Origin of the sequence: Streptomyces sp. NPDC058470 (assembly GCF_042721055.1) — a bacterium.
Lineage (GTDB): Bacteria > Actinomycetota > Actinomycetes > Streptomycetales > Streptomycetaceae > Streptomyces.
In genome coordinates, this window is the sequence record NZ_JBHXMF010000042.1 from 40,889 (window position 1) to 61,068 (window position 20,180).

Below are 20,180 nucleotides of genomic sequence, written 5' to 3' on the forward strand. Positions count from 1 at the left end.
CCGGGTCTCACTGCCCGTACTTCGCCTCCACCGCCAGCCGGTCGAGCGCTCCCTTGGCGGTGTGCGGCAGCGCCGCGACGAGTTCGAGCCGGTCGGGCACCTCGAAGGCCGCCAGCCGGTCATGGGCGTACCGCAGGATCTGCTCGGACCCGATGCTCTCTCCCTCGCGGACGACCACGGCCGCGCCGACCCGCTGCCCGTAGACCGCGTCGGGGATGGCGAACACCGCCGCCTCGGTGACTCCGGGGCAACCGGCGATGATGTCCTCGACATGCTCGGGCGAGATCTTCTCGCCGCCCCGGTTGATGAGGTTCTTGATCCGCCCGGTGAGGGACAGATACCCGTCCTTGTCCAGTACGCCCAGGTCACCGGTGCGCAGCCAGCCGTCGGTGAAGCTGCGTGCCGTCTCGCCCGGGTTGCCGAGGTAGCCGCGGACGACGGTCGGGCCCTGCACCCACACCTCGCCCTCGGTGTCGACCGCAGACGTACGCCCGCTCGGGTCGACGACCCGGAGCTCCACTCCGGTGGACCTGCCGACCGACCCTTGCTTCAGCGGCCCGCGCGACGGCAGTGGTTCGCTGGTGGCCTGGTGCGTGGACTCGGTCATCCCGTACGCGGAGAGCAGCGGAGCGCCGAACGTGCGCTCCAGTGCCCGCTGCGTCGCGGTGTTGAGGGGCGCGCTGCAGCTGCGGACGAACTTCAGCGGCGGCGTCTGCGGACCCGGGTACTCGGTCCCCGCCCGGTCCAGGAGGATTTCGTGGATGGTCGGGACCGCGGTGAACCAGGTGGCTCCGGCGGCCCGCATGTCGTCCCAGAACGTGTGCGCCGAGAACCGTCCGCGCTCGGGCAGCAGTACGCATCCGCCGCTGGCCAGCGTGGCCAGCAGCGCCGCGAACAGGCCGTGGCCGTGGAAGAACGGCATCACGGCCACCGTCGCGTCGCCGGGCCCCAGCTCGTAGGTGGCGCAGATGCCCTGCACGGACGCGGCCACGTTGGCGTGCGTCAGCGGGACCATCTTGGCGCGGGCGGTGGTACCCGCGGTGAACAGGACGAGGGCGTCCTGCGTCGAGAGTTCGCCGGCCGCGCCCCGGACCTCCCGTACGGCAGGCGCGCTCGTGTCCAGGGCGACAGTCGCCGTCTCGGCACGGGAGGCGATGACGCGGAGCGGCCAGGTCGGGACAGGCACCTGGGCGGCCAATGGGGCGTTGTTCACGGAAGGACCGAGCAGGAGCGCCTGGGCGCCCAGTGCTTCGAGCCGGTCGGACAGCTGCGTCGCGGGCAGCGTCGGGTCCAGCGGAGCGACCACCAGGCCGGCCCGCGCCGCACCAAGCAGCGCGACGACGAACTCGGCGTTGTTGGCGCAGATCAGCCCGATCGCGTCGCCGCGCCGCAGCCCGGTGGCGCCGAGCCGTGCCGCCACGTCGTCGGCCAGGGCCGAGAGGGCGCGGTAGGACAGGTGCACCCGGTCCCCGGTGACGACGAGGGCCCGGGCGTGCGGACGCTCGCGGACGTGCCGGTCGAGGAGATCGACGAGGCCCGTCACCGAGGGTGGTCCGTACCGGTCCGCGTCGCACACGGATGCCGTTGCCGGAACGGCCATGACCCCACCTCCCGCGCCACGTCTGATGTACCAGTCCACTGCGAGCCTGCGGCGGTGTGCGGTGTGCGTCCAATACGCACTGGCGAACGGCCGATAGCAGGCGTCTATCAAGAGCTTGCCCGGCAGGTCAGGTGCCTGCCACCTGCCATCGATAGATGCTGTTTATCAGCTGGTCGTCGATGGGTCTTGGACGCGCGGAGCCCAGGTCAGGATGGTGAGATGAGAAGCCGCACTGGCAGGACCTGCCCAAGGAGGACCTCGGATCATGACCGCCCCCTCGACACTGGAGACAGCGGCGACCGCCGACGTTCCGACGGAGCTCACCGACGGGTACCACCTGGTCGTAGACGCTCTCAAGTTGAACGACGTGGACACCATCTACGGGGTGGTCGGCATCCCGATCACCGACCTTGCCCGCCTCGCGCAGGCGCAGGGTATCCGTTACATCGGCTTCCGCCATGAGAGCAACGCGGGACACGCTGCCGCGGCGGCCGGTTACCTCACGAAGAAGCCCGGCGTCGCACTGACGGTGTCCGCACCGGGCTTCCTCAACGGGCTGGTCGCGCTGGCGAACGCCACCACGAACTGTTTCCCGATGGTCCAGATCTCCGGCTCCAGCGAGCGCCACCTCGTCGACCTGAAGCAGGGCGACTACGAGGAGATGGACCAGCTCGCCGCGGCGCAGCCGTTCGTGAAGGCGGCGTACCGGGTGAGCCGGGTCGAGGACATCGGCCGTGGCATCGCCCGCGCGCTGCGCACCGCGATCTCCGGGCGTCCCGGCGGTGTCTACCTCGACATCCCCGCCGCGGTGCTCGGCTCCATCATGGACGCGGAAGCCGGCGCCAAGACGCTGAGCCGTCTCGTCGACCCCGCGCCGCGTCAGCTGCCCGCGCCCGAGGCGGTGGACCGGGCGATCGAGCTGCTGGCGGGGGCACAGCGGCCGCTGATCATGCTCGGCAAGGGTGCCGCGTACGCGCAGGCGGACGACAAGATCCGCGAGTTCGTCGAGTCCACCGGCATTCCTTACGTACCGATGTCGATGGCCAAGGGCCTGCTGCCCGACAACCACCCGCAGTCGGCGGCCACCGCGCGTTCGCTGGCGCTGAAGAAGGCCGACGTCGTCGTGCTCGTCGGCGCCCGCCTCAACTGGCTGCTGAACCACGGCGAAGCACCGAGCTGGAACCCCGACGCGAAGTTCATCCAGATCGACATCGAGCCCAAGGAGCTGGACAGCAACCAGCCCATCGCGGCCCCGCTCGTCGGAGACATCGAGTCCGTGCTCGACGCGATCGCCGAGCGGACCAAGCCCGGCCAGATCGCCGCCCCCGCCGCCTGGCGGGAGGAGCTGGCGACGCGCTCGGCGCAGAACGTCGCCAAGATGGCGGAGCGACTCAAGGCCGACCCGCACCCGATGCAGTTCATGGGCGCGCTCAAGGCGATCCGCGACATCGTGGTCGAGCGCCCGGAGACGTACATCGTCAACGAGGGCGCCAACGCGCTGGACATCGCGCGCAACGTGATCGACATGCACGTACCCCGGCACCGCCTCGACAGCGGTACCTGGGGCGTCATGGGTATCGGCATGGGGTACGCGATCGCCGCCGCGGTCGAGAGCGGCGAGCCCGTCGTGGCCGTGGAGGGCGACAGCGCCTTCGGGTTCAGCGGCATGGAGCTGGAGACGATCTGCCGCTACAAGCTGCCCGTGGTCACCGTGATCATGAACAACGGCGGTGTCTACCGCGGCGACGACGTGAACCCCCTCGACGACGCCCCGTCGCCGACCACCCTGATGCTCTCGGCACGCCACGACCTGATGATCGAGGCGTTCGGCGGCAAGGGTTACCGCGCGACCACGCCCGCCGAGGTCACCGCCGCCCTCACGGAGGCGCTGGCCCTGGGCGGCCCCGCGCTCATCGACTGCGTGATCGACCCCTCGGCCGGCACCGAGAGCGGCCACATCGCGCACCTCAACCCGAAGGGCATCACCGTCGGCAACATCACGCCGAAGAAGAAGTGAGCCGCCCCCCATCTCCCAGCAACGGAGCGCCTCGACCCCGAGCACTCCACCCGGAAGCTCCACCCCGAACTTCTGCCCCCGCACAGCCGACTCTCGCACCGAGAGCAATCAGGAGAAGGAATACATCATGAGTGAAAAGCCGCTCGCCGGAATCAAGGTGATCGACTTCACCGGGGTCCAGGCCGGTCCCGCGTGTACACAGATGCTCGCCTGGTTCGGCGCCGACGTCATCAAGGTCGAGCGCATCAACGGCGGAGACGTGACGCGCCGTCAGCTCCGTGACATCCCGGACCTCGACGCCCTCTACTTCACCATGCTGAACAGCAACAAGCGCTCGCTGGCCATCAACACCAAGGCCCCCGAGGGCAAGGAGGTCATGGAGAAGCTGATCCGCGAGGCCGACATCCTCGTCGAGAACTTCGCGCCGGGCGCCATGGACCGGATGGGCCTCAGCTGGGAGTACATCCACGAGCTCAACCCGCGGCTGATCTTCGGCTCCGTCAAGGGCTTCAACGACGACTCGAAGTGGAACGACCTCAAGGTCTACGAGAACGTCGCCCAGGCCGCCGGCGGCGCCGCGTCCACCACCGGTTTCTGGGACGGCCCGCCCACCATCAGCGGCGCGGCCCTCGGCGACAGCAACAGCGGTATGCACCTGCTGATCGGCCTGCTCACCGCGATCATCCAGCGCAACGCGACGGGCCTGGGCCAGAAGGTATCGGTGTCCATGCAGGACGCCGTGCTCAACCTGACCCGGGTCAAGCTCCGTGACCAGCAGCGCCTGGCGAAGCTCGGCTACCTGGAGGAGTACCCGCAGTACCCGAACGGCGAGTTCGGCGACGCGGTGCCCCGTGGCGGCAACGCCGGCGGCGGCGGCCAGCCGGGCTGGATCCTGAAGTGCAAGGGCTGGGAGACCGACCCCAACGCCTACATCTACTTCACCATCCAGGAGCAGAACTGGGTGCGTACCTGCGAGGCCATCGGCAAGCCCGAGTGGGCCGAGGACCCGGAGTACACCACCGCCCTGGCCCGCCAGCCGCGCATCATGGACATCTTCGGTGAGATCGAGGTGTGGCTGGCCGACAAGACCAAGTACGAGGCGGTCGACATCCTGCGCACGTTCGACGTGCCCTGCGCCCCGGTGCTCAGCATGAAGGAGCTCGCCGCCGACCCCGACATGCGCAAGAGCGGCACGATCGTCGAGGTCGAGCAGAAGGAGCGCGGCACCTACCTGACGGTGGGCAGCCCGATCAAGTTCTCCGGCTTCAAGCCCGAGATCGAGGGTGCGCCGCTGCTCGGCGAGCACACCGACGAGGTGCTCGCGGACCTCGGCTACGACGCGAACGACATCCGCAAGCTGCACGAGGGCAAGGTCGTCGCCTGACCTGACCCCGGCTGAAATGCTCCGGTGCCCTGCGCGCGAGAACCCGTGCGCAGGGCACCGGCATGTGGTGCGGGGTGTGAGGACCGTACGCAGGCTGCAGGCGGCCCAGGCGTGTGACGCGGGGCGGTGAACCGAGCGCGGGGGCCTGGCGTGTGGTGCGGGGTTCAGGGGCCCTGACATGCGACGCGGGCGGTGAGGCCCGTACGCAGGGCCCAGGCGTGTGACGCGGGGCGTGAGGACCCTACGCAGGGCGTGCGGGGGTAGGACGCGGGAGGGCCACCGTCGCGTGTCGCGGCGGTGGCCCTGTGTCTCGGTGGTGCGTCTGTCTCAGGCTGTCTCAGGCTGTGGTGTGCTCCGCGGCTGTCTCGCTCCGGCGCATCCGCTCCTTCTCCCGTGCCCGGCGCGCGGTGACGTCCCGGATGACCGCGCCGCAGTGCGCCGCGCCGCCGTCGGGATCGGTCAGCAGCACCACGCTGAACTCGATGGAGAGCTTGCGGCCGTCCGCCCCCAGTGCGGGAACCGCGAGGAGGTCCGCATCCCCGTACCGGCTGGTCCCCTGCTCCATGGCCGTCACAAAGCCGTCCCAGTGACGTCGGCGGTGCTTCTCGGGAATGATGATGTCCAGGCTGCGCCCGGCGACCTCGCCCGCGGTGAACCCGAAGATGCGCTCCGCCCCACGGTTCCAGTAGCGGATCAGCCCTTCGCGGTCGATGATCACTATGCCGTCGGGTGCCTGGGCAGCCATTCCCAGCACCACCTGGGGATCCAGATCTTCCATGTCTCCTCCGAGCCTGGGCCGCTGGAGCCGCCAGCATACTGCATACAGTTCGGCGACTCCATTGGCCCGGCCGACCGCAGGTCGGTCAGGACAGCCCGACGGAGGACAGCCACGCCTTGGCCACGTCCAGCGGGTCCTTGCTGTCGGTCTGCACCTGGCTGTTGAGATCGATCAGGATGTCCGTGTCGAGCTTCGCCGATATCGCGTTGAGCACGGAAACTCCCTCCGCCGGGAGATCGCTCTTGTATGCCAGCGGAATCACGTTCTGGAAACTGAAGAGGTTCTTCGGGTCCTTGAGGATGACGAACTTGTTCGCCTTGATCGTGGGGTCCGTCGTGAAGATGTCCCCGACCTGGATGTTGTTCCCCTTGAGGGCCGCGACCGTCAGCGGACCGCCCGCGTCCAGCGCCTTGAAGGACTTGAATTCGAGGCCGTACTCGGACTTGAGGCCCGGCAGTCTCTGCGGACGGGTCTGGAACTCCGGCGCCCCGCCGATGACCAGGTCGGATGCCACGTTGGAGAGGTCGGCGATCGTCGACTCGCTGGTGAGTCCGTACTGCTTGGCGGTTTGTTCGTTGACGCCGATCGCGTTCTTGTCCTCGGCCTTGGACGCCTCCAGCAGGGTGAGCTTCGAGTCGAGGTCGGCATTGATGAGCTGGGTGGCGTCCTCGGTCGACGTCGGAACCGCGTCGGGATTCAGATACGACAGCAGAGCGCCGTTGTATTCGGGCATGACCGTGATCGTGCCGTTCTTGATCAACCCGTACGTGGTCTCACGGCTGCCGATGTTCAGCTTGTAACTGACGTTGATGCCCTTGGACTTGAGAGCCTCGCCGTAGATGTCGGCGAGCAGGATGCTCTCGGGGAAGTTGTTGGAACCGACCACGACCGTCCCGCCGGCGGTCGCGTCATCCTGCAAGGGGTCGGCGCTGTTGGCGTCGGAGGAGCCGCAGCCCGTCAGAACGGCAGCGGCCACAACCAGCAGGGAAACAGCGTACGTTGCGGACGTTCGGGTGCTTCTGGCGAAGGTCACGTTGGTCATCCAGACTTGGCATCGGGCGGGGATGGCGGCCGAAACGCACGGCGCGGCGATGGTCCAGACGATCAAACCGACCTTGCTTACGCACCGTCAAGACACGAATAGATCACTGACAGAGACCATGGGGTCACCGCGGGATCAACTCACCATCACCTTTGGAAACCGGCTGGCTTCATCCCGTGGGCACAATGTGCCCAGTATGTGAACGAACCCGACGTCTCAGCCTGTCGAAGTTTGGTTGATCATGGCCGAACGCTTCCGGCAGCAGCTAATGTTGGCCGAGTCGAGGGCCTTGTTCCATTTGCCGGCCTGAGTGCGCTGTCGCGACCCCGAACTCACCAAGCCCGGACAGCGGGCTTCCATGGAATGAAGTCAAGGAGGTTTGGTGCCCGCGCACAGGAAAGCCGTCCTGGAGGAGCCGTCAGCGGCCCCCCGAATAGGCCGGACTCCGCCCCTCCTTGACCGTTGGCCTTTCCGCCGGAAGCTCAACGTCCTGGTGATCGTGCCGCTCGCGGTCGTCTCGGCGATGCTCTCCTATGTCATCTACACGCAGGTCGACCGGGCCCTCACCGCCGCCGACACCGCCCAACTGGTGCGGGACAGCGCACAGGTCACCAAGCTCATCGACAGCGTGCAGGCCGAGCACCGGCAGGCGCTCCTCGTCTCCCTGCGCTACGAGGCCGCGAGCTCCGGCGACAGCCCGCCCGACACCTCCGCGTACCTCGACGCGCAGCAGAAGGCCAACACCCAGGCGGACGCGGTACGTTCCGCCTTCGGGGACCGGCTGCCGGTGGCAGAGGCCCAGGTGCTCAAGGAGTTGGAGGGCCTGGACACCCTCCGCCAGACGGTCGAGCAGGGGCCCATCCCCGCCGACAACATCGACCCCGCCTACGGATCGGTGATCGACGGCCTCATCAACGGTCTCCGGCTCGGCCAGGTCGAAGCATCCTCGACGTCCGCGGCCAGCCTGCTCGACGCGCTGTTGCGCGCCGACACCGCCCACGCGTCCTTCGAGACCAGCGTCTTCGCGGCCCGAACCGGGGACGCCAACGCGCTCATCGAGTTCACCAGCGCCGTCGGTGACTACGACCAGTACCTCTCCCAGGCCGACCGGTTCACCCGGTTCGCCAGCCCGGACCAGGCCGCCGCGATCGACGGGGTCGAACACAACCCGTACCAGGGCGTCATCGCGACGCATTTCGCCCAGTTGCAGGTCGACCCGGGTGCTCTGATCGCCGGAAGTCCGGCGGAGCTGCGCGCCGCCCTCTCCGACGCGCTGTCCACCGAGCCGACCTACGCGCGCCAGGCCGAGAGCCGACTGAAGATCACCCAGTCGCTCATCGGACAGCTCGCCACCCAGGCCGACGACGCGTCGGTCGACGCCTGGTGGGGTGTGATCTGGCTGGTCTCGGGCACCCTGCTCGCCTTGGTGTCCTGGTTCCTGTTCTCCGTGCTGGTCCGCCGCTCCGTGCTGCGGACCGTGCGAGCACTGACCGGGGCGGCCCAGCACGTGGCCGCCGCGGCCGGGACCGAGCTGGCGAGGGTCGCGGACGACGACGCCGAGGACGCCGGCCCGCCGCGCCTGGACGCCGTACCCGTGCCGGTCCGCGACGAGATCGGTGAACTCGCCGAGGCCTTCAACCAGGTTCAGGTCACCGCGACCGCCCTGCTGGAGCGCCAGGTCGTGAGCCGCCGCAACATCGCCGTCATGTTCGGCAACGTCGGCCGCCGCGTCAGTAACCTGACGGCACGTCAACTCGCGCTGATCGACTCGGTGGAGCGCGGCGAGACGGACCCCGAGGTACTGGAACGCCTCTACCGCATCGACCACATCGCCGTACGCCTGCAGCGCAACGCCGACAGCCTGATGCTGCTCGCCGGCATCCGTGAGGGCGGTCTCAGTACCGGTCCCATGCGGCTCAGCAACATCGTCCGCGCCGCGCTCGGCCAGATCGAGGGCTACCAGCGCGTCACGCCGCACGCCGAGGGCGATGTCAACATCGCCCCGGACATCGTCGGCGATCTGACGCTGATGCTCGCCGAACTGCTGGAGAACGCGGTGATGTTCTCCCCGGCCTCCAGCAACGTGGAAGTGGTTCTGCGGCCGCGGCACGGTTCCACCGGCGGCGCCCTCGTCGAGATCATCGACCACGGCCTCGGGATGAGCCCCGAGCGGCTGGCCGAGGAGAACGCCCGGCTGATCCGCCGCGAACGACTCGACCTGGCGCCCACCGAGGTCCTCGGCCTCTTCGTGGTCGGCGGTCTGTCCCGGCGCTGGGGCATCGAGGTCGTGCTGTCCCGCACCCCGGGCGGCGGTGTCACCGTCACCGTCGCGGTCCCGCCCTCGCATCTGCTGCTCGCCGACCCGACGGGCGCCGCGACGCGGGCCCCGCACATCATGCCGGCCGCCCGTCGCTCCGGCCCGCCCGAGCCGCGTTCCGCGACGGTCGAGCCGGCGCCCGGCGCCTCGGCCCTGCCCCGCAGGGTCCGGGCCCGCCCGGGCGAGGAATTCCCCGGTCACACGCGCAGGCCCGAACCCGCGACGGGAACCGGTGGCGAGGACGCCCTGGCCCATCCCATGAACGGACTCGGCCGGCCGCGCGGCAACGGCGGTTCCGGCGCGGCCCCCTCGGACCCCGTCGAAGGCGCCGGTTCGCTGCGGCGCCGGGTGCGCGGTGCGACCCTGTCGTCCACCACGGCCTCGACCCGGCTGCCCAAGCAGCCCATGCCGACTCCACGGCCCCCCGCCTGGCAGCCCGTCGACCCCGATGCCGCACGCTCCGAGCTCGACGAGTTCGAGGCCGCGGTCCTGCGGGCCCAGAGCGAGACCGCGCTGGACATGGACCTCGGCGCGCACCGCTTCGGGGCACCGCCCGAACAGACCACTCAGAGCAACAGATCCTCATTCCCGGAAGGCACGAGCAAGTGACCATGTGGACAGGCAAACCGGAATCCGGAGCCGCGGAACCGGTGACGGACGTCAAGGCCGCCGCTGCCGACTTCAATTGGCTGCTCAATCGATTCGCCACCGAGACGGCCGGGGTCGTCGACGTCATCGGCGTCTCCTCGGACGGACTACTGCTCGCGGTGTCCCAACTGCGCGGCCAGGCCGACTCGGAGAGGCTCGCGGCGATCGTCTCCGGCATCACCAGCCTCGCCATGGGGGCGTCCGGCAACTACGGGCTCGGGGGCCTGAACAAGGTCATCATCGACCTGGAGGAGGGACACGTCCTCGTGTCGGCGCTGGGCGCGGGCGCGGTGCTCGGCGTGGTCGCCTCCAAGGAGGCGAAGCTCGGCAACATCGCGTACGAGATGACGCTCTTCGCCAACCGCGCGGGCGCCGTCCTGAGCCCTCAACTGGTCATGGAACTGAAGAACACCGTGGGTATCGCCCCGAACGGTTGACGGTCGACGAGGACGTCGCCGGTCCGTGACGACCCGCGAGGCGAAGGGATCAGGACGTGACGACGGCCGGCGAGCCATCAGGCGACGACGACACCGCGTGGGGAGCGGAGGCTCCCGCCTCGGTCGTCCGGCCCTTCCTGCTGACGGCGGGACGGATCGCGGGCGGCGACAGCCTCGTGCCACCGATGCCGATCGAGACCCAGGTGGTCTCGACCGACACGGGTCTGGCCGCGCTCGATGCCTTCGTCTTCGACCAGCACCGCGACATCATCGCGGTCTGTCGTCAGCCGCAGTCGCTGGCGGAGATCGCGGCGAAACTGCGCATGCACTTGAATGTGATCAGGGTGCTCGCCGACGACCTGCGCGCCGACGGTCAACTGGCCTTGTACGCACCGCAGGCCGACTCCGCCCGCGACGCCACCGTATTGCGAAGGGTTATCGATGGTCTCCGAGCTATCCCCGACTCCCGGGGCGCGATCCGTGAGCACTGACACCGGGGGTGTCCGGCCGCCGCTGCCGGTGAAAATGGTCATCGCGGGCGGATTCGGCGTGGGCAAGACCACGACGGTGGGCGCCATTTCCGAAATCGAGCCGCTGACCACCGAGGCGTCCATCACCTCGGTCGCCGCGGGCGTCGACGACCTCTCCCACACGCCGCAGAAGGTGACGACCACCGTCGCCATGGACTTCGGCTGCGTCACCCTCGACCCGACCCTGAAGCTCTACCTGTTCGGGACCCCCGGCCAGGAGCGCTTCGGGTTCATGTGGGACGACCTGATCGAGGGCGCGCTGGGCGGGCTCGTCATCGTCGACACCCGGCGCCTGGACGACTGCTACGCGGCGGTCGACTACTTCGAGCACCGTCAGATCCCGTTCGCGGTGGCCATTAACGCCTTCGACGGCAAGGTCGAGCACGACCTGAACGACGTACGGTGGGCCCTCGACGTCGGCGAGCACGTACCGCTCACCGTCTTCGACGCCCGCAGCCGCGGATCGGTACGCGACGCGCTCCTCGTGGTCCTCGAACACGCCCTGGCCGCTGTGGAGAAGTGAACGGAGGAGGGGCGACGGGCCTGTGTCCGTCGCCCCTTTCGCGTTTCCGTTCTCGCTTCTCCGTCAGGCGGTACGGCGCCTGCGCACCCCCGGGGACACCGCCACCCGGGCCACCGCCCAGAACAGTGCGAGGACGAGCAGCGCCAGGATGGCCGTGAGGGCGGCGCCGCCGGCCACCTTCTCGAAGTCGCGCTGGTACAGGCCGTCCAGGATGTACCGGCCGACCCCGCCCAGGGCCACATAGGCGGCGATCGTGGCCGTCGACACGATCTGGATCGTCGCCGAGCGCAGACCGCTGAGGATCAGCGGCAGCGCCGCCGGCACCTCGACCCGGAAAAGGATCTTCCGCTCCGACATGCCCATGCCGCGGGCGGCGTCGACGGGGGAGGGGTCCAGGGTGCGGATCGCCTCGTAGGTGGTGATGAGGATCGGGGGGATCGCCAGCACCACCAGCGGGATCATCACGGGCACGATGCCGAGGCCCAGCCAGACGAACATCAGCACCAGCAGGCCGAAGGTGGGCAGCGCCCGGGCCCCCGAGGACACGAACGCCAGTGCGTTGCCGCCGCGGCCGGTGTGTCCGGTGACGAGGCCGATGGGCAGGCCGACGGCCGTGGCGATCGCGAGCGCCGAGGCGGTGTACTGGAGGTGCTCCCGCACACGCTGAGGGATCCCGTCGTACCCGTGCCAGTGCGACCCGTCGCTGAAGAAGGACTGCATGTAGTTGAGTACGTTCACGAGACGCTCTCCGGGATGCGGGCGGCGCCCGCTGTCGTGGACGTACGGCGTGCGGTTCTGCGGCCGGTGGGCGGCTGCCAGGGGGTGAGCACGCGCTGCAGCAGGACGAGCACGGTGTCGACCAGCACCGCGAGGACGGCGGTGGTGACCACCGAGTTCACGGCGAGGAGCGGGCGGTGGTAGAGCATCGCGGTGGTCAGCAGATTGCCGAGCGCGCCTTCGTTGCCGATCAGCGCGCCGACGCTGACCAGGCTGATGCTCGACGCGGTCGCCACCCGCAGTCCCGCCATGATCGCCGGTACGGCGATGGGGAGTTGGACCTGGAGGTAGCGGCGCACGGGACCGATGCCCATCGCCGCGGCGGCGGCGTTCGTCTCCTCGGGCACCGAGCGGACGCCGTCGACGACCGCCGGTACCAGAATCACCAGGCTGTAGAGGCACAGCGGGATCATCACGGTCGTCTTGCTGAGTCCCGTGTAGTCGATGAGCACCACGAAGAAGGCGATCGAGGGGATCGCGTACAGCACCGTGGTGAACCAGAGGACCGGCGGATAGATCCAGTTGAAGCGGATGCACAGCAGGCCGACCGGCAGCGCCAGCAGGAGGCCGACGAGCATCGGGACCAGCGCTTCCTGCATATGCGTGGAGATCAGGCCGAGATAGCTGCTCTGGAGGTCGCTCGGGATGTCGAAGAAGCCGTTCATCGCGCGGCCTTCACCTGCGAAGGACGCTCCGGCGAGTCCACCGCCCGCTGCTGCCGGGCCGCGCGGATCGCCGCGGCGATCCGCTCCTGCCCGACGAGGCCCAGCACCTTCCCCGCGCCGTCCACGGCGACCGCCTGCCCGGTGGGCGACAGCACCGCCCGGTCCAGGGCCACCCGCAGCGAGTCCCGCCCGGTCTCGAAGCTCTGCCCGTACGGTTCAAGGGATGTGACGTCATCGGCCCACGTCGTGAGATCGGCCCAGCCCAGCGGCTTGCCACCCGCGTCGGTGACCAGGACCGGGGCCTCCTTGCCGATGCGTAGGGCGGTCTCCTGCCAGTCGGTGCCGACCGGGAGGACCCGGGAGCGGTCGAGGGGGAGGTCGCGCGTGGAGAGGAACGACAGACCGCGGATGCCCCGGTCGGCGCCGAGGAACGCCTCGACGAAGGAGTCGGCGGGCGAGGACAACAGCTCGTCCGGAGCGGCGAACTGGGCGAGCCTGCCGCCGGTGCGCAACACCGCGACCTGGTCGCCGATCCTGATGGCCTCGTCCATGTCGTGGGTGACGAACACGATCGCCTTGCCCAACTCGCCCTGAATACGGAGCAACTCCTCCTGGAGGCCCCGGCGGACGATCGGGTCGACCGCGGAGAACGGCTCGTCCATCAGAAGCACCGGCGGGTCGGCGGCCAACGCACGGGCGACGCCCACCCGTTGCTGCTGGCCTCCGGAGAGCTGGTAGGGGTAGCGGCGGGCCATGTCCTTGTCGAGGCCGACCCGTTCCATGAGTTCGGCGGCACGGGCCCGGGAGCGCTGCTTGGACCAGCCGAGCAGTCGCGGCACCGTGGCGATGTTGTCGACGATCGTGCGGTGCTGGAAGAGCCCCGCATTCTGGATGACGTAACCCATCGACTGGCGCAGGGCGTTGACCGGCTTGTGCCGGATGTCCTCGCCGTTGACCCTGATCGTGCCGCTGCTGGGCTCGATCATGCGGTTGATCATGCGGAGCGTGGTGGTCTTGCCGCACCCCGAAGGCCCGACGAGCACGGTGATGGAGTGGTTCGGTATCTGCAGTGACAGGCGATCGATGGCCACAGTGCCGTCGGCGTATCGCTTGCTGACATCTTCGATGGCTATCAAGCGTCGAAACCCTTCGGGGAGCGCAGGCTCGCACGTGGTCGATCACGTGTACGAGGGTGCGCAGTCTAGCCAGTTGGGGTTTGCGCCGGATGCGGTACCCATCGGGAGGCCGGGCGGGTCAGCGGGCGGTGCGGACGCCGTCGAGGGCGACGGACAGGACGCGGTCGCGCTGGGCGTCGTCGAGGAAGTTCGTCGAGGTGATTCCGGCGACCATCCGCAGGACGTCGTCGAAGGCGATGTCGGTACGCGCCTGGCCGGCCTGCTGCGCCCGTTCGAACAGCGGGCCGCCCGCCGCGTACATCGAGTCGCGGCAGGCCAGGAAGATCTCCGACTCGTTGTTGAGCGCCTCGCGGATGGCCCGCTTGGTCACGGTGTAGTCGACGAAACGGCGCAGCCAGGAGGCCAGCGCCTCCCACGGCTCCAGTGCGGCGACGTCCTGGGCGACCCGGCACAGGTCGTTCACCTCGGCCGCGTAGACGCTCTCGAAGAGGTGGCGGCGGGTGGGGAAGTTCCGGTAGAGCGTGCCGATGCCCACTCCCGCGCGGCGGGCGATGTCCTCCAGGGAGGCCTCGGCGCCGTTCTTCGCGAATGCCTCACGGGCGGCGGCCAGTAGGGCGTCGTAGTTGCGTGCGGCGTCCTTACGGTGCGGGCGCCGGGCCGCGACGATCTCGCTGACGGGGAACGGCTGAGCCGTCACTGCTGCCTCCCGGGGCGGTCCGAGGTTGAAGCGGAGGTTTGCCTCCGCTACAGTGGAGGCGTACCTCCACTTTACCAGTCGGGGTGTGTTCCGCGTGGATGCGTGCGGCCGCACGCATCATCGACGCCGCCCCCGTTTCGACCACATACCGGGCCCTGCCTCCTGTGCACCGCCCGCCTTCACCGTCCTTCGGCGACCGCTCGGCGTGGTCGCCGACGTGCCCACCGCTGCCCCGCAGCGACGCGGCTCCGCTCTTCAGCTCCGCTCTGTTCTGCTCGGAGAGGCTCTTTGATGCCCAGCAAGTCCACCCGCCTCACCTTCGCGGTCCTCGCGACCGGTGCCGGCGTGTTCTCCATGCTCCAGTCGCTGATCGCACCGGCCCTGCCGACCGTTCAGCACGCCCTGCACACCTCGCAGTCCACCGCGACCTGGGTGATGACGGCCTACCTGCTGTCCGCCTCGGTCTTCACTCCGATCCTCGGCCGCGTCGGCGACCTGATCGGCAAGAAACGCACCCTCGTCGCCGTCCTGGTGACCGTGACCATCGGCTGCCTGCTCGCCGCACTCGCCCCGACCATCGGCCTGCTGATCGTCGCCCGCGTCGTCCAGGGCATCGGCGGCGCGCTGTTCCCGCTGTCCTTCGGCATCATCCGGGACGAGTTCACCCCGGCCGAGGTCAGCCCCAGCATCAGCAACCTGTCCGCCGTGATCGCCGCAGGCGGCGGCGTCGGCATGGTCGCGGCCGGCCCCATCGTGGCCGCGCTCGACTACCGCTGGCTGTTCTGGCTCCCCGTCGGCATCGTCGCCGTCACCACACTCATCGCCCTGCGCTACGTCCCCGAGTCGCCCAGCCGGGCCGAGGGACGCGTCAACTGGCTGGGCGCCGTCCTGCTCTCCGGCTGGCTGGTGGCCCTGCTGCTCCCGCTCAGCCAGGCGAGCCAGTGGGGCTGGGGGTCGGCCCGGGTGATCGGGCTGTTCGCCGCCGCCGTGCTGCTCTTCGCGCTGTGGCTGCTGGCCGAGGCACGCTCCCGCTCCCCGCTGATCGACCTGCGCATCATGCGGCTGCCCGCCGTGTGGACCACCAACGCCACCGCGCTGCTGTTCGGCGCGGGCATGTACTCGATCTGGTCCTTCCTCCCCGGCTTCGTACAGACCCCCAGCTCGGCGGGTTACGGCTTCGGCTCCAGCGTCACAGCCGCCGGACTGCTCATGCTGCCGATGCTTCTCGCGATGTTCTGCTCGGGTGTGCTCAGCGGCCGCCTGGAACCCGTACTGGGCGCCAAGAAACTTCTCACGACGGGCGCCGCGCTCGGCGCCGTGGCCTGCGGCTTCCTCACCCTCTGGCACGACGAGCAGTGGCAGGTCGCCGTCGCGGCGGGCATCTTCGGCCTCGGCATCGGACTGGCCTTCGCCTCGATGGCCAACCTGATCGTCGGCAGCGTCCCGGCCGAGCAGACCGGCGCCGCGACCGGGATGAACGCCAACATCCGCACCATCGGCGGCTCCATCGGCGCGGCCGTGACCAGCGTCCTGGTCACCGGCCGCCTCCAGCCCTCGGGCCTTCCGTACGCCTCCGGATACACCCACGGATTCACGCTGCTCGCCCTGCTCTGCCTCGCCGCGGCACTGGCGGCACTCCTCGTACCGGTCCAGCGCGCCCGGCGTGTCTCCGGCACGCCCCGTGCCTCCTCCGAGGAAGGGTCGCGCACGGAAGCGAAGCCCGGTGCCATGATGCCCAGGTGAATCGCGACGACGTGGGTGCACAGATGCGGGCGCGGGTCGGCGCCGTCCTCGAACGGCTCGTGGAGGCGGGGCAGGAGAACGGTCTCCAGCTGGCGGTGTACCTGGACGGCGAGCTGATCGTCGACGCGTGCGCCGGTGTGGCCGACGCCTCCACGGGCGGCGTCCTCGCACCGGACACGCTGATCCACAGCTTCTCGCTCGGCAAGGGCTTCACCGCGACCCTCGTCCATGTCCTCGCCGACCGCGGACTGATCGACTACGACACCCCGATCGCCCACTACTGGCCCGAGTTCGGGGCCCACGGCAAGACCGCGCGACCGTACGGCACGCCCTGACGCACGCGACGGGCGTACCGCAGCTGCCCGCCGCCGTCACCCCGGCCGAGCTGTGCGACTGGGACACGATGTGCGCGATCGTCGCGGCGCAGGAACCGCTGTGGGAGCCCGGCACCGCCAGCGGCTACCACGGCTGGACGTTCGGCTGGATCCTCGGTGAGACCGTGCGCCGGATCACCGGCCTGACACCGGCCGAGGCGCTGCGTGTGTACGTCGCCGAGCCGCTCGGCGTCGCCGACGAACTCTTCTTCGGACTGCCCGAGAGTGAACTGGCGCGCACGGCACCGCTGGTGGAGGGCGGCTGGGCGGCGTATCTGGCGAGCCTGCCGCCGTCCGTGCCCTTCGTCCGGCTCGTCGCACCGAACCCCAGCGTGTGGACCACCGCCGAACTGGCCAACCGCCGCGACTACCTGCTGGCGGACCTGCCCGCCAACGGTACGACCACCGCGCGGGCGGCGGCCCGCATGTACGCCGCGCTCCTCGGTGAGGTCGACGGCGTACGGCTGTTCACCCCGGAGCGGCTGCGGCTCGCCTCCGCCGTGGCCGTCGACGGCAAGGACAAGACGTTCCTCAGCAGGCGTACCAAGGGGCTCGGCTACTTCCTGGGTCTGCCCGAAATGGCGGGTGAGCTGACGTCCTTCGGCCACCACGGCAGCGGCTGCAGCATCGCCTTCGCCGACCGCGAGCGGGGTCTGTCCTTCGCCCTCACCCGTACCCGGCTGGTCACCCACAGAGTGGACACGGGCCGGGTGCTGGCCAACGAGGTCCGGTCACTCGTGTCCTAGGCCTGTCCCTTGCGTCCGACCCCGCACCACATGGGCAGCGCGCCGGCGGGCGGCACGTCGTTCGGGCCGGGGCGCCACTGGGGGAGCTGGACGACTCCGGGGGCCAGGAGCTCCGTACCGTCGAAGAACCGGGTGACATCGGCGTGCGAGCGGGGTGTCGCGGCGGCGTGCGCGGCGGCCCGGTCGTTGTAGACGCGCATCGACTCGGCGACCTCGTCCGCCCCGATGTCCGACGCGGGGTGGGAGAGGACCAGGTGACTGCCGGGGGCGAGCGCGTCGAGGAGGCGGCGGGCGATGGCGTAAGGGTCGTCGGTGTCCGGGATGTACTGCAGGATCGCCACCAGCATGAGGCCCACCGGCTGTGACAGGTCGAGCGTGTCCCGCGCCGCGGTGAGGATGTGGTCCACCTCGCGCAGGTCCGCGTTCAGGTAGTCCGTCGCACCGTCCGGGGTGCTGACGAGCAGGGCCCGGGCGTGGGCCAGCACGACCGGGTCGTTGTCGACGTACACCACCCGGGCGCCGGGATCGACCCGCTGCGCCACCTCGTGGGTGTTGTCCGCGGCCGGTATGCCGGTACCGATGTCGAGGAACTGCCGGATGCCGACCCCGGCCAGTTCGCGCACCGCCCGGCCCAGGAAGGCCCGGTTGGCGCGGACCGCGGGGATGATCTCCGGATTGGCGGCGGCGGCCAGCTCGGCGGCCTCCTGGTCGGCCGGGTAGTTGTCCTTGCCGCCCAGCCAGGCGTTGTAGACCCGCGCGGGATGCGCCACCGAGGAGTTGATCGGGACCATTCCGCCCGCCGGTCGTTCGTTCATGCCGCTCAGCTCCTCAACGCGCCGTCGCCCGCCTGCCGTGGCCACACAGTAGCCCCGGTGGGCAGCGGGGGTTGCCGGGCTTCACTCGAAGGCATGCTCGCCCCGCGCTCCCGAACGCCACAGCCAGCCGATGTCGCGCCCGAACGACCAGACCAGCACCGCGAGTGCCACCAGCACAGCCCCGGCCATCACCTCGTACGGCAGTAGTCCCGCGGCCGCGACGAGCAGCACGATCCCCTGCAGGGCGGCGACCGTCTTGCGCGCCATGCTGGGGAAGAGCGGGGCGTTCAGCCACGGCAGCACCCAGGACGCCGCCACGAAGGCGTAGCGCATCGTGCCGATCAGCATCACCCACGGACCGAGCGACATGGAGACGTACACGCTCAGGACCAGGACCAGGAACGAGTCGACCTCCATGTCGAAGCGGGCGCCCAGCGCGGACGAGGTGCCGGTACGGCGGGCGACCTTGCCGTCGACGCCGTCCAGGATCAGGGCGACCGCCGTCAGACCGACCAGGAGGGTGACCGGCGGCGAGCTCCGGAAGGAGTCGGCGACCAGGGCGGTGACGCCGCCGACGAGGATGGCCCGGCCGAGGGTGACCCGGTTGGCGGGCCCGAAGGAGCGGGGTCGTGAACGGCGCAGGGCGCGGTTCAGCACTGCCCAGGTGGCGATCGCGAAGACCAGGCCCGTCAGCCAGCCCGCAGGGCCCATGCCGATCGCCGAGCCCAGCAGGGCAAGGACCAGGAGCTGCACTCCCGCTCCCACCATGGTCTCCTGCTGGGGGAGCCTCAGGTCGTATGTGTTGTTCAGGGCCACCGCTAGTCCTCCGGCCGTATGACAGAGTCGATCAACGCCGCGTACAGTGCGCGGCTTGTCACAGCTCCGTACGTGAAGATCTGCCGGATCGTTCAGGGGACGCTCATGAAACTCACAGCCAGCGCGTTCTGGCTCGGCGCGCCGGGCCACGGCGAGATACGGGAAGTCGTCCTTCCGGAGCCCGCCGAGGACGAGGTGCTGGTACGCACGCTCTACTCGGGAGTGAGCCGGGGCACCGAGACCCTCGTCTTCCGCGGCGGCGTACCGGAGAACCAGTACGCCACGATGCGCGCACCCTTCCAGGACGGCGATTTCCCCGCACCCGTGAAGTACGGCTACCTCAACGTCGGCCAGGTCGAGCAGGGGCCCCCGGAGCTGCTCGGCCGGACCGTCTTCTGCCTCTATCCGCACCAGACGCGCTACGTCGTCCCCGCGAGCGCCGTGACCCTCGTACCGGACTCCGTGCCCGCCTCGCGCGCCGTGCTCGCCGGCACCGTGGAGACCGCGGTGAACGCCCTGTGGGACGCCGCCCCGCTGATCGGCGACCGGATCGCCGTGGTGGGCGGCGGCATGGTCGGCTGCTCCGTCGCCGCGCTCCTCGCGCGGTTCCCCGGCGTACGGGTCCAGCTCGTCGACGCTGATCCGGCACGCGGTGACATCGCACGGGCACTCGGTGTCGACTTCGCGCTTCCCGAGGACGCGGCGGGCGAGCTCGACCTCGTCGTGCACGCCAGCGCCACCGAGGCCGGGCTCACCAGGGCGCTGGAACTCCTCGCCCCGGAAGGCACCGTGATCGAACTCAGCTGGTACGGCGACCGGCGGATCAGCCTGCCGCTGGGCGAGGCCTTCCACTCCCGGCGCCTGACGATCCGCAGCAGCCAGGTGGGTTCCCTCTCCCCGGCGCGCCGAGCGGGCCGCACCTACGCCGACCGGTTCGCACTCGCCCTCGAACTGCTCGCCGAACGCGCCTTCGACGCGCTCGTCACGGGCGAGTGCCGATTCGAGGAACTGCCCGACGTGATGGCGAAATTGTCGTCCGGTTCGATACCCGCTCTGTGTCACCGCGTGGTCTACGACGGGGTCTGAGTCCGGAACAAGCTGCCTGACCTCCGAAGAAAGGGGAACATGCGGCTGA

At 69.7% G+C, this 20,180-nt stretch carries 19 protein-coding genes; 10 read left to right on the top strand and 9 right to left on the bottom strand.

Translation table 11 applies throughout. From position 1 onward, the window contains the following. Window positions 1–7 precede the first annotated feature (7 nt). Window positions 8–1,600 (bottom strand): FadD7 family fatty acid--CoA ligase, encoded by a 1,593-nt coding sequence (locus ACFWP7_RS28065; RefSeq protein ID WP_384386492.1) that lies wholly within the window; start codon window positions 1,598–1,600, stop codon window positions 8–10. A gap of 265 nt (window positions 1,601–1,865) precedes the next feature. On the opposite strand from ACFWP7_RS28065, the gene oxc reads away from it, so the two are divergent. After that, window positions 1,866–3,617: an oxalyl-CoA decarboxylase gene (gene oxc / locus ACFWP7_RS28070; RefSeq protein ID WP_384386495.1), complete on the top strand. Its 1,752-nt coding sequence runs from the start codon at window positions 1,866–1,868 to the stop codon at window positions 3,615–3,617. Window positions 3,618–3,744: 127 nt separating this feature from the next. After that, window positions 3,745–5,001: a formyl-CoA transferase gene (frc, locus tag ACFWP7_RS28075; protein ID WP_384386499.1), complete on the top strand. Its 1,257-nt coding sequence runs from the start codon at window positions 3,745–3,747 to the stop codon at window positions 4,999–5,001. A 337-nt stretch (window positions 5,002–5,338) separates the two neighbouring features. Here frc and ACFWP7_RS28080 read toward each other — a convergent pair whose 3' ends face one another. Both ACFWP7_RS28080 and ACFWP7_RS28085 read right to left on the bottom strand, forming a co-directional pair. Beyond that, entirely contained in the window at window positions 5,339–5,779 is a 441-nt protein-coding gene (locus tag ACFWP7_RS28080; RefSeq protein WP_384386501.1) for a PAS domain-containing protein, read from the bottom strand. 85 nt (window positions 5,780–5,864) lie between these two features. Beyond that, complete coding sequence (locus ACFWP7_RS28085) at window positions 5,865–6,821, bottom strand: ABC transporter substrate-binding protein (protein WP_384386504.1); 957 nt, start codon at window positions 6,819–6,821, stop codon at window positions 5,865–5,867. A 382-nt stretch (window positions 6,822–7,203) separates the two neighbouring features. Here ACFWP7_RS28085 and ACFWP7_RS28090 point away from each other — a divergent pair, with 382 nt between their 5' ends. Genes ACFWP7_RS28090 through ACFWP7_RS28105 form a run of 4 tightly spaced genes read left to right on the top strand, consistent with a single transcriptional unit; the run spans window position 7,204 to window position 11,276 of the window. Next, complete coding sequence (locus ACFWP7_RS28090) at window positions 7,204–9,747, top strand: ATP-binding protein (RefSeq protein ID WP_384386507.1); 2,544 nt, start codon at window positions 7,204–7,206, stop codon at window positions 9,745–9,747. Between the two features lie 2 nt (window positions 9,748–9,749). After that, complete coding sequence (locus ACFWP7_RS28095) at window positions 9,750–10,223, top strand: roadblock/LC7 domain-containing protein (RefSeq protein ID WP_384386605.1); 474 nt, start codon at window positions 9,750–9,752, stop codon at window positions 10,221–10,223. Between the two features lie 56 nt (window positions 10,224–10,279). Beyond that, the gene (locus ACFWP7_RS28100; protein WP_384386510.1) at window positions 10,280–10,714 is read left to right on the top strand and encodes a DUF742 domain-containing protein; all 435 of its coding nucleotides are present in this window, start codon (window positions 10,280–10,282) and stop codon (window positions 10,712–10,714) included. Further along, window positions 10,665–11,276: an ATP/GTP-binding protein gene (locus tag ACFWP7_RS28105; RefSeq protein ID WP_384386513.1), complete on the top strand. Its 612-nt coding sequence runs from the start codon at window positions 10,665–10,667 to the stop codon at window positions 11,274–11,276. The genes ACFWP7_RS28100 and ACFWP7_RS28105 overlap by 50 nt, the downstream gene beginning before the upstream one ends. Before the next feature lie 63 nt (window positions 11,277–11,339). Here ACFWP7_RS28105 and ACFWP7_RS28110 read toward each other — a convergent pair whose 3' ends face one another. The 4 genes from ACFWP7_RS28110 to ACFWP7_RS28125 form a co-directional block, all read right to left on the bottom strand. Next, window positions 11,340–12,014: an ABC transporter permease gene (locus ACFWP7_RS28110; RefSeq protein WP_384386516.1), complete on the bottom strand. Its 675-nt coding sequence runs from the start codon at window positions 12,012–12,014 to the stop codon at window positions 11,340–11,342. Next, entirely contained in the window at window positions 12,011–12,718 is a 708-nt protein-coding gene (locus ACFWP7_RS28115) for an ABC transporter permease (protein ID WP_384386519.1), read from the bottom strand. Before ACFWP7_RS28115 ends, ACFWP7_RS28110 begins: the two co-directional genes overlap by 4 nt. Next, window positions 12,715–13,854, bottom strand: coding sequence for an ABC transporter ATP-binding protein (locus ACFWP7_RS28120; RefSeq protein ID WP_384386522.1), 1,140 nt, complete (start codon window positions 13,852–13,854; stop codon window positions 12,715–12,717). Before ACFWP7_RS28120 ends, ACFWP7_RS28115 begins: the two co-directional genes overlap by 4 nt. 118 nt (window positions 13,855–13,972) lie before the next feature. Beyond that, window positions 13,973–14,551 carry a TetR/AcrR family transcriptional regulator gene (locus ACFWP7_RS28125; protein ID WP_384386525.1) on the bottom strand — a complete coding sequence of 193 codons (579 nt, stop codon included), beginning with the start codon at window positions 14,549–14,551 and terminating at the stop codon, window positions 13,973–13,975. Between the two features lie 291 nt (window positions 14,552–14,842). Here ACFWP7_RS28125 and ACFWP7_RS28130 point away from each other — a divergent pair, with 291 nt between their 5' ends. From ACFWP7_RS28130 to ACFWP7_RS28140, 3 genes are read left to right on the top strand one after another with little or no spacing between them, the layout of a single operon-like run. Further along, entirely contained in the window at window positions 14,843–16,294 is a 1,452-nt protein-coding gene (locus ACFWP7_RS28130) for an MFS transporter (protein WP_384386528.1), read from the top strand. After that, window positions 16,291–16,629, top strand: coding sequence for a serine hydrolase domain-containing protein (locus tag ACFWP7_RS28135; RefSeq protein WP_384386531.1), 339 nt, complete (start codon window positions 16,291–16,293; stop codon window positions 16,627–16,629). The genes ACFWP7_RS28130 and ACFWP7_RS28135 overlap by 4 nt, the downstream gene beginning before the upstream one ends. Continuing rightward, a complete protein-coding gene (locus tag ACFWP7_RS28140; protein WP_384386608.1) occupies window positions 16,626–17,414 on the top strand; it encodes a serine hydrolase domain-containing protein in 789 nt (262 codons plus the stop codon). The genes ACFWP7_RS28135 and ACFWP7_RS28140 overlap by 4 nt, the downstream gene beginning before the upstream one ends. On the opposite strand, the gene ACFWP7_RS28145 is transcribed toward ACFWP7_RS28140, so the two are convergent. Continuing rightward, the gene (locus tag ACFWP7_RS28145; RefSeq protein WP_384386534.1) at window positions 17,411–18,229 is read right to left on the bottom strand and encodes an SAM-dependent methyltransferase; all 819 of its coding nucleotides are present in this window, start codon (window positions 18,227–18,229) and stop codon (window positions 17,411–17,413) included. The genes ACFWP7_RS28140 and ACFWP7_RS28145 overlap by 4 nt on opposite strands. Window positions 18,230–18,310: 81 nt before the next feature. Then, window positions 18,311–19,045 carry a CDP-alcohol phosphatidyltransferase family protein gene (locus ACFWP7_RS28150; RefSeq protein WP_384386536.1) on the bottom strand — a complete coding sequence of 245 codons (735 nt, stop codon included), beginning with the start codon at window positions 19,043–19,045 and terminating at the stop codon, window positions 18,311–18,313. 105 nt (window positions 19,046–19,150) lie between these two features. Between ACFWP7_RS28150 and ACFWP7_RS28155 the strand changes: the two genes are divergently transcribed. Continuing rightward, window positions 19,151–20,131, top strand: a complete 981-nt coding sequence (locus tag ACFWP7_RS28155) for a zinc-binding alcohol dehydrogenase (RefSeq protein ID WP_384386539.1) — start codon at window positions 19,151–19,153, stop codon at window positions 20,129–20,131. Window positions 20,132–20,180 lie beyond the last annotated feature (49 nt).

Excerpts from the sequence above, each read along its gene's own strand:
- ACFWP7_RS28130 (WP_384386528.1), top strand. The coding sequence starts at position 14,843 with ATGCCCAGCAAGTCCACCCGCCTCACCTTCGCGGTCCTCGCGACCGGT.
- ACFWP7_RS28155 (WP_384386539.1), top strand. The coding sequence starts at position 19,151 with ATGAAACTCACAGCCAGCGCGTTCTGGCTCGGCGCGCCGGGCCACGGC.
- ACFWP7_RS28085 (WP_384386504.1), bottom strand. The coding sequence starts at position 6,821 with ATGACCAACGTGACCTTCGCCAGAAGCACCCGAACGTCCGCAACGTAC.
- ACFWP7_RS28115 (WP_384386519.1), bottom strand. The coding sequence starts at position 12,718 with ATGAACGGCTTCTTCGACATCCCGAGCGACCTCCAGAGCAGCTATCTC.
- ACFWP7_RS28105 (WP_384386513.1), top strand. The coding sequence starts at position 10,665 with ATGGTCTCCGAGCTATCCCCGACTCCCGGGGCGCGATCCGTGAGCACT.
- ACFWP7_RS28095 (WP_384386605.1), top strand. The coding sequence starts at position 9,750 with ATGTGGACAGGCAAACCGGAATCCGGAGCCGCGGAACCGGTGACGGAC.
- ACFWP7_RS28080 (WP_384386501.1), bottom strand. The coding sequence starts at position 5,779 with ATGGAAGATCTGGATCCCCAGGTGGTGCTGGGAATGGCTGCCCAGGCA.
- oxc (WP_384386495.1), top strand. The coding sequence starts at position 1,866 with ATGACCGCCCCCTCGACACTGGAGACAGCGGCGACCGCCGACGTTCCG.
- ACFWP7_RS28065 (WP_384386492.1), bottom strand. The coding sequence starts at position 1,600 with ATGGCCGTTCCGGCAACGGCATCCGTGTGCGACGCGGACCGGTACGGA.
- ACFWP7_RS28145 (WP_384386534.1), bottom strand. The coding sequence starts at position 18,229 with ATGAACGAACGACCGGCGGGCGGAATGGTCCCGATCAACTCCTCGGTG.
- frc (WP_384386499.1), top strand. The coding sequence starts at position 3,745 with ATGAGTGAAAAGCCGCTCGCCGGAATCAAGGTGATCGACTTCACCGGG.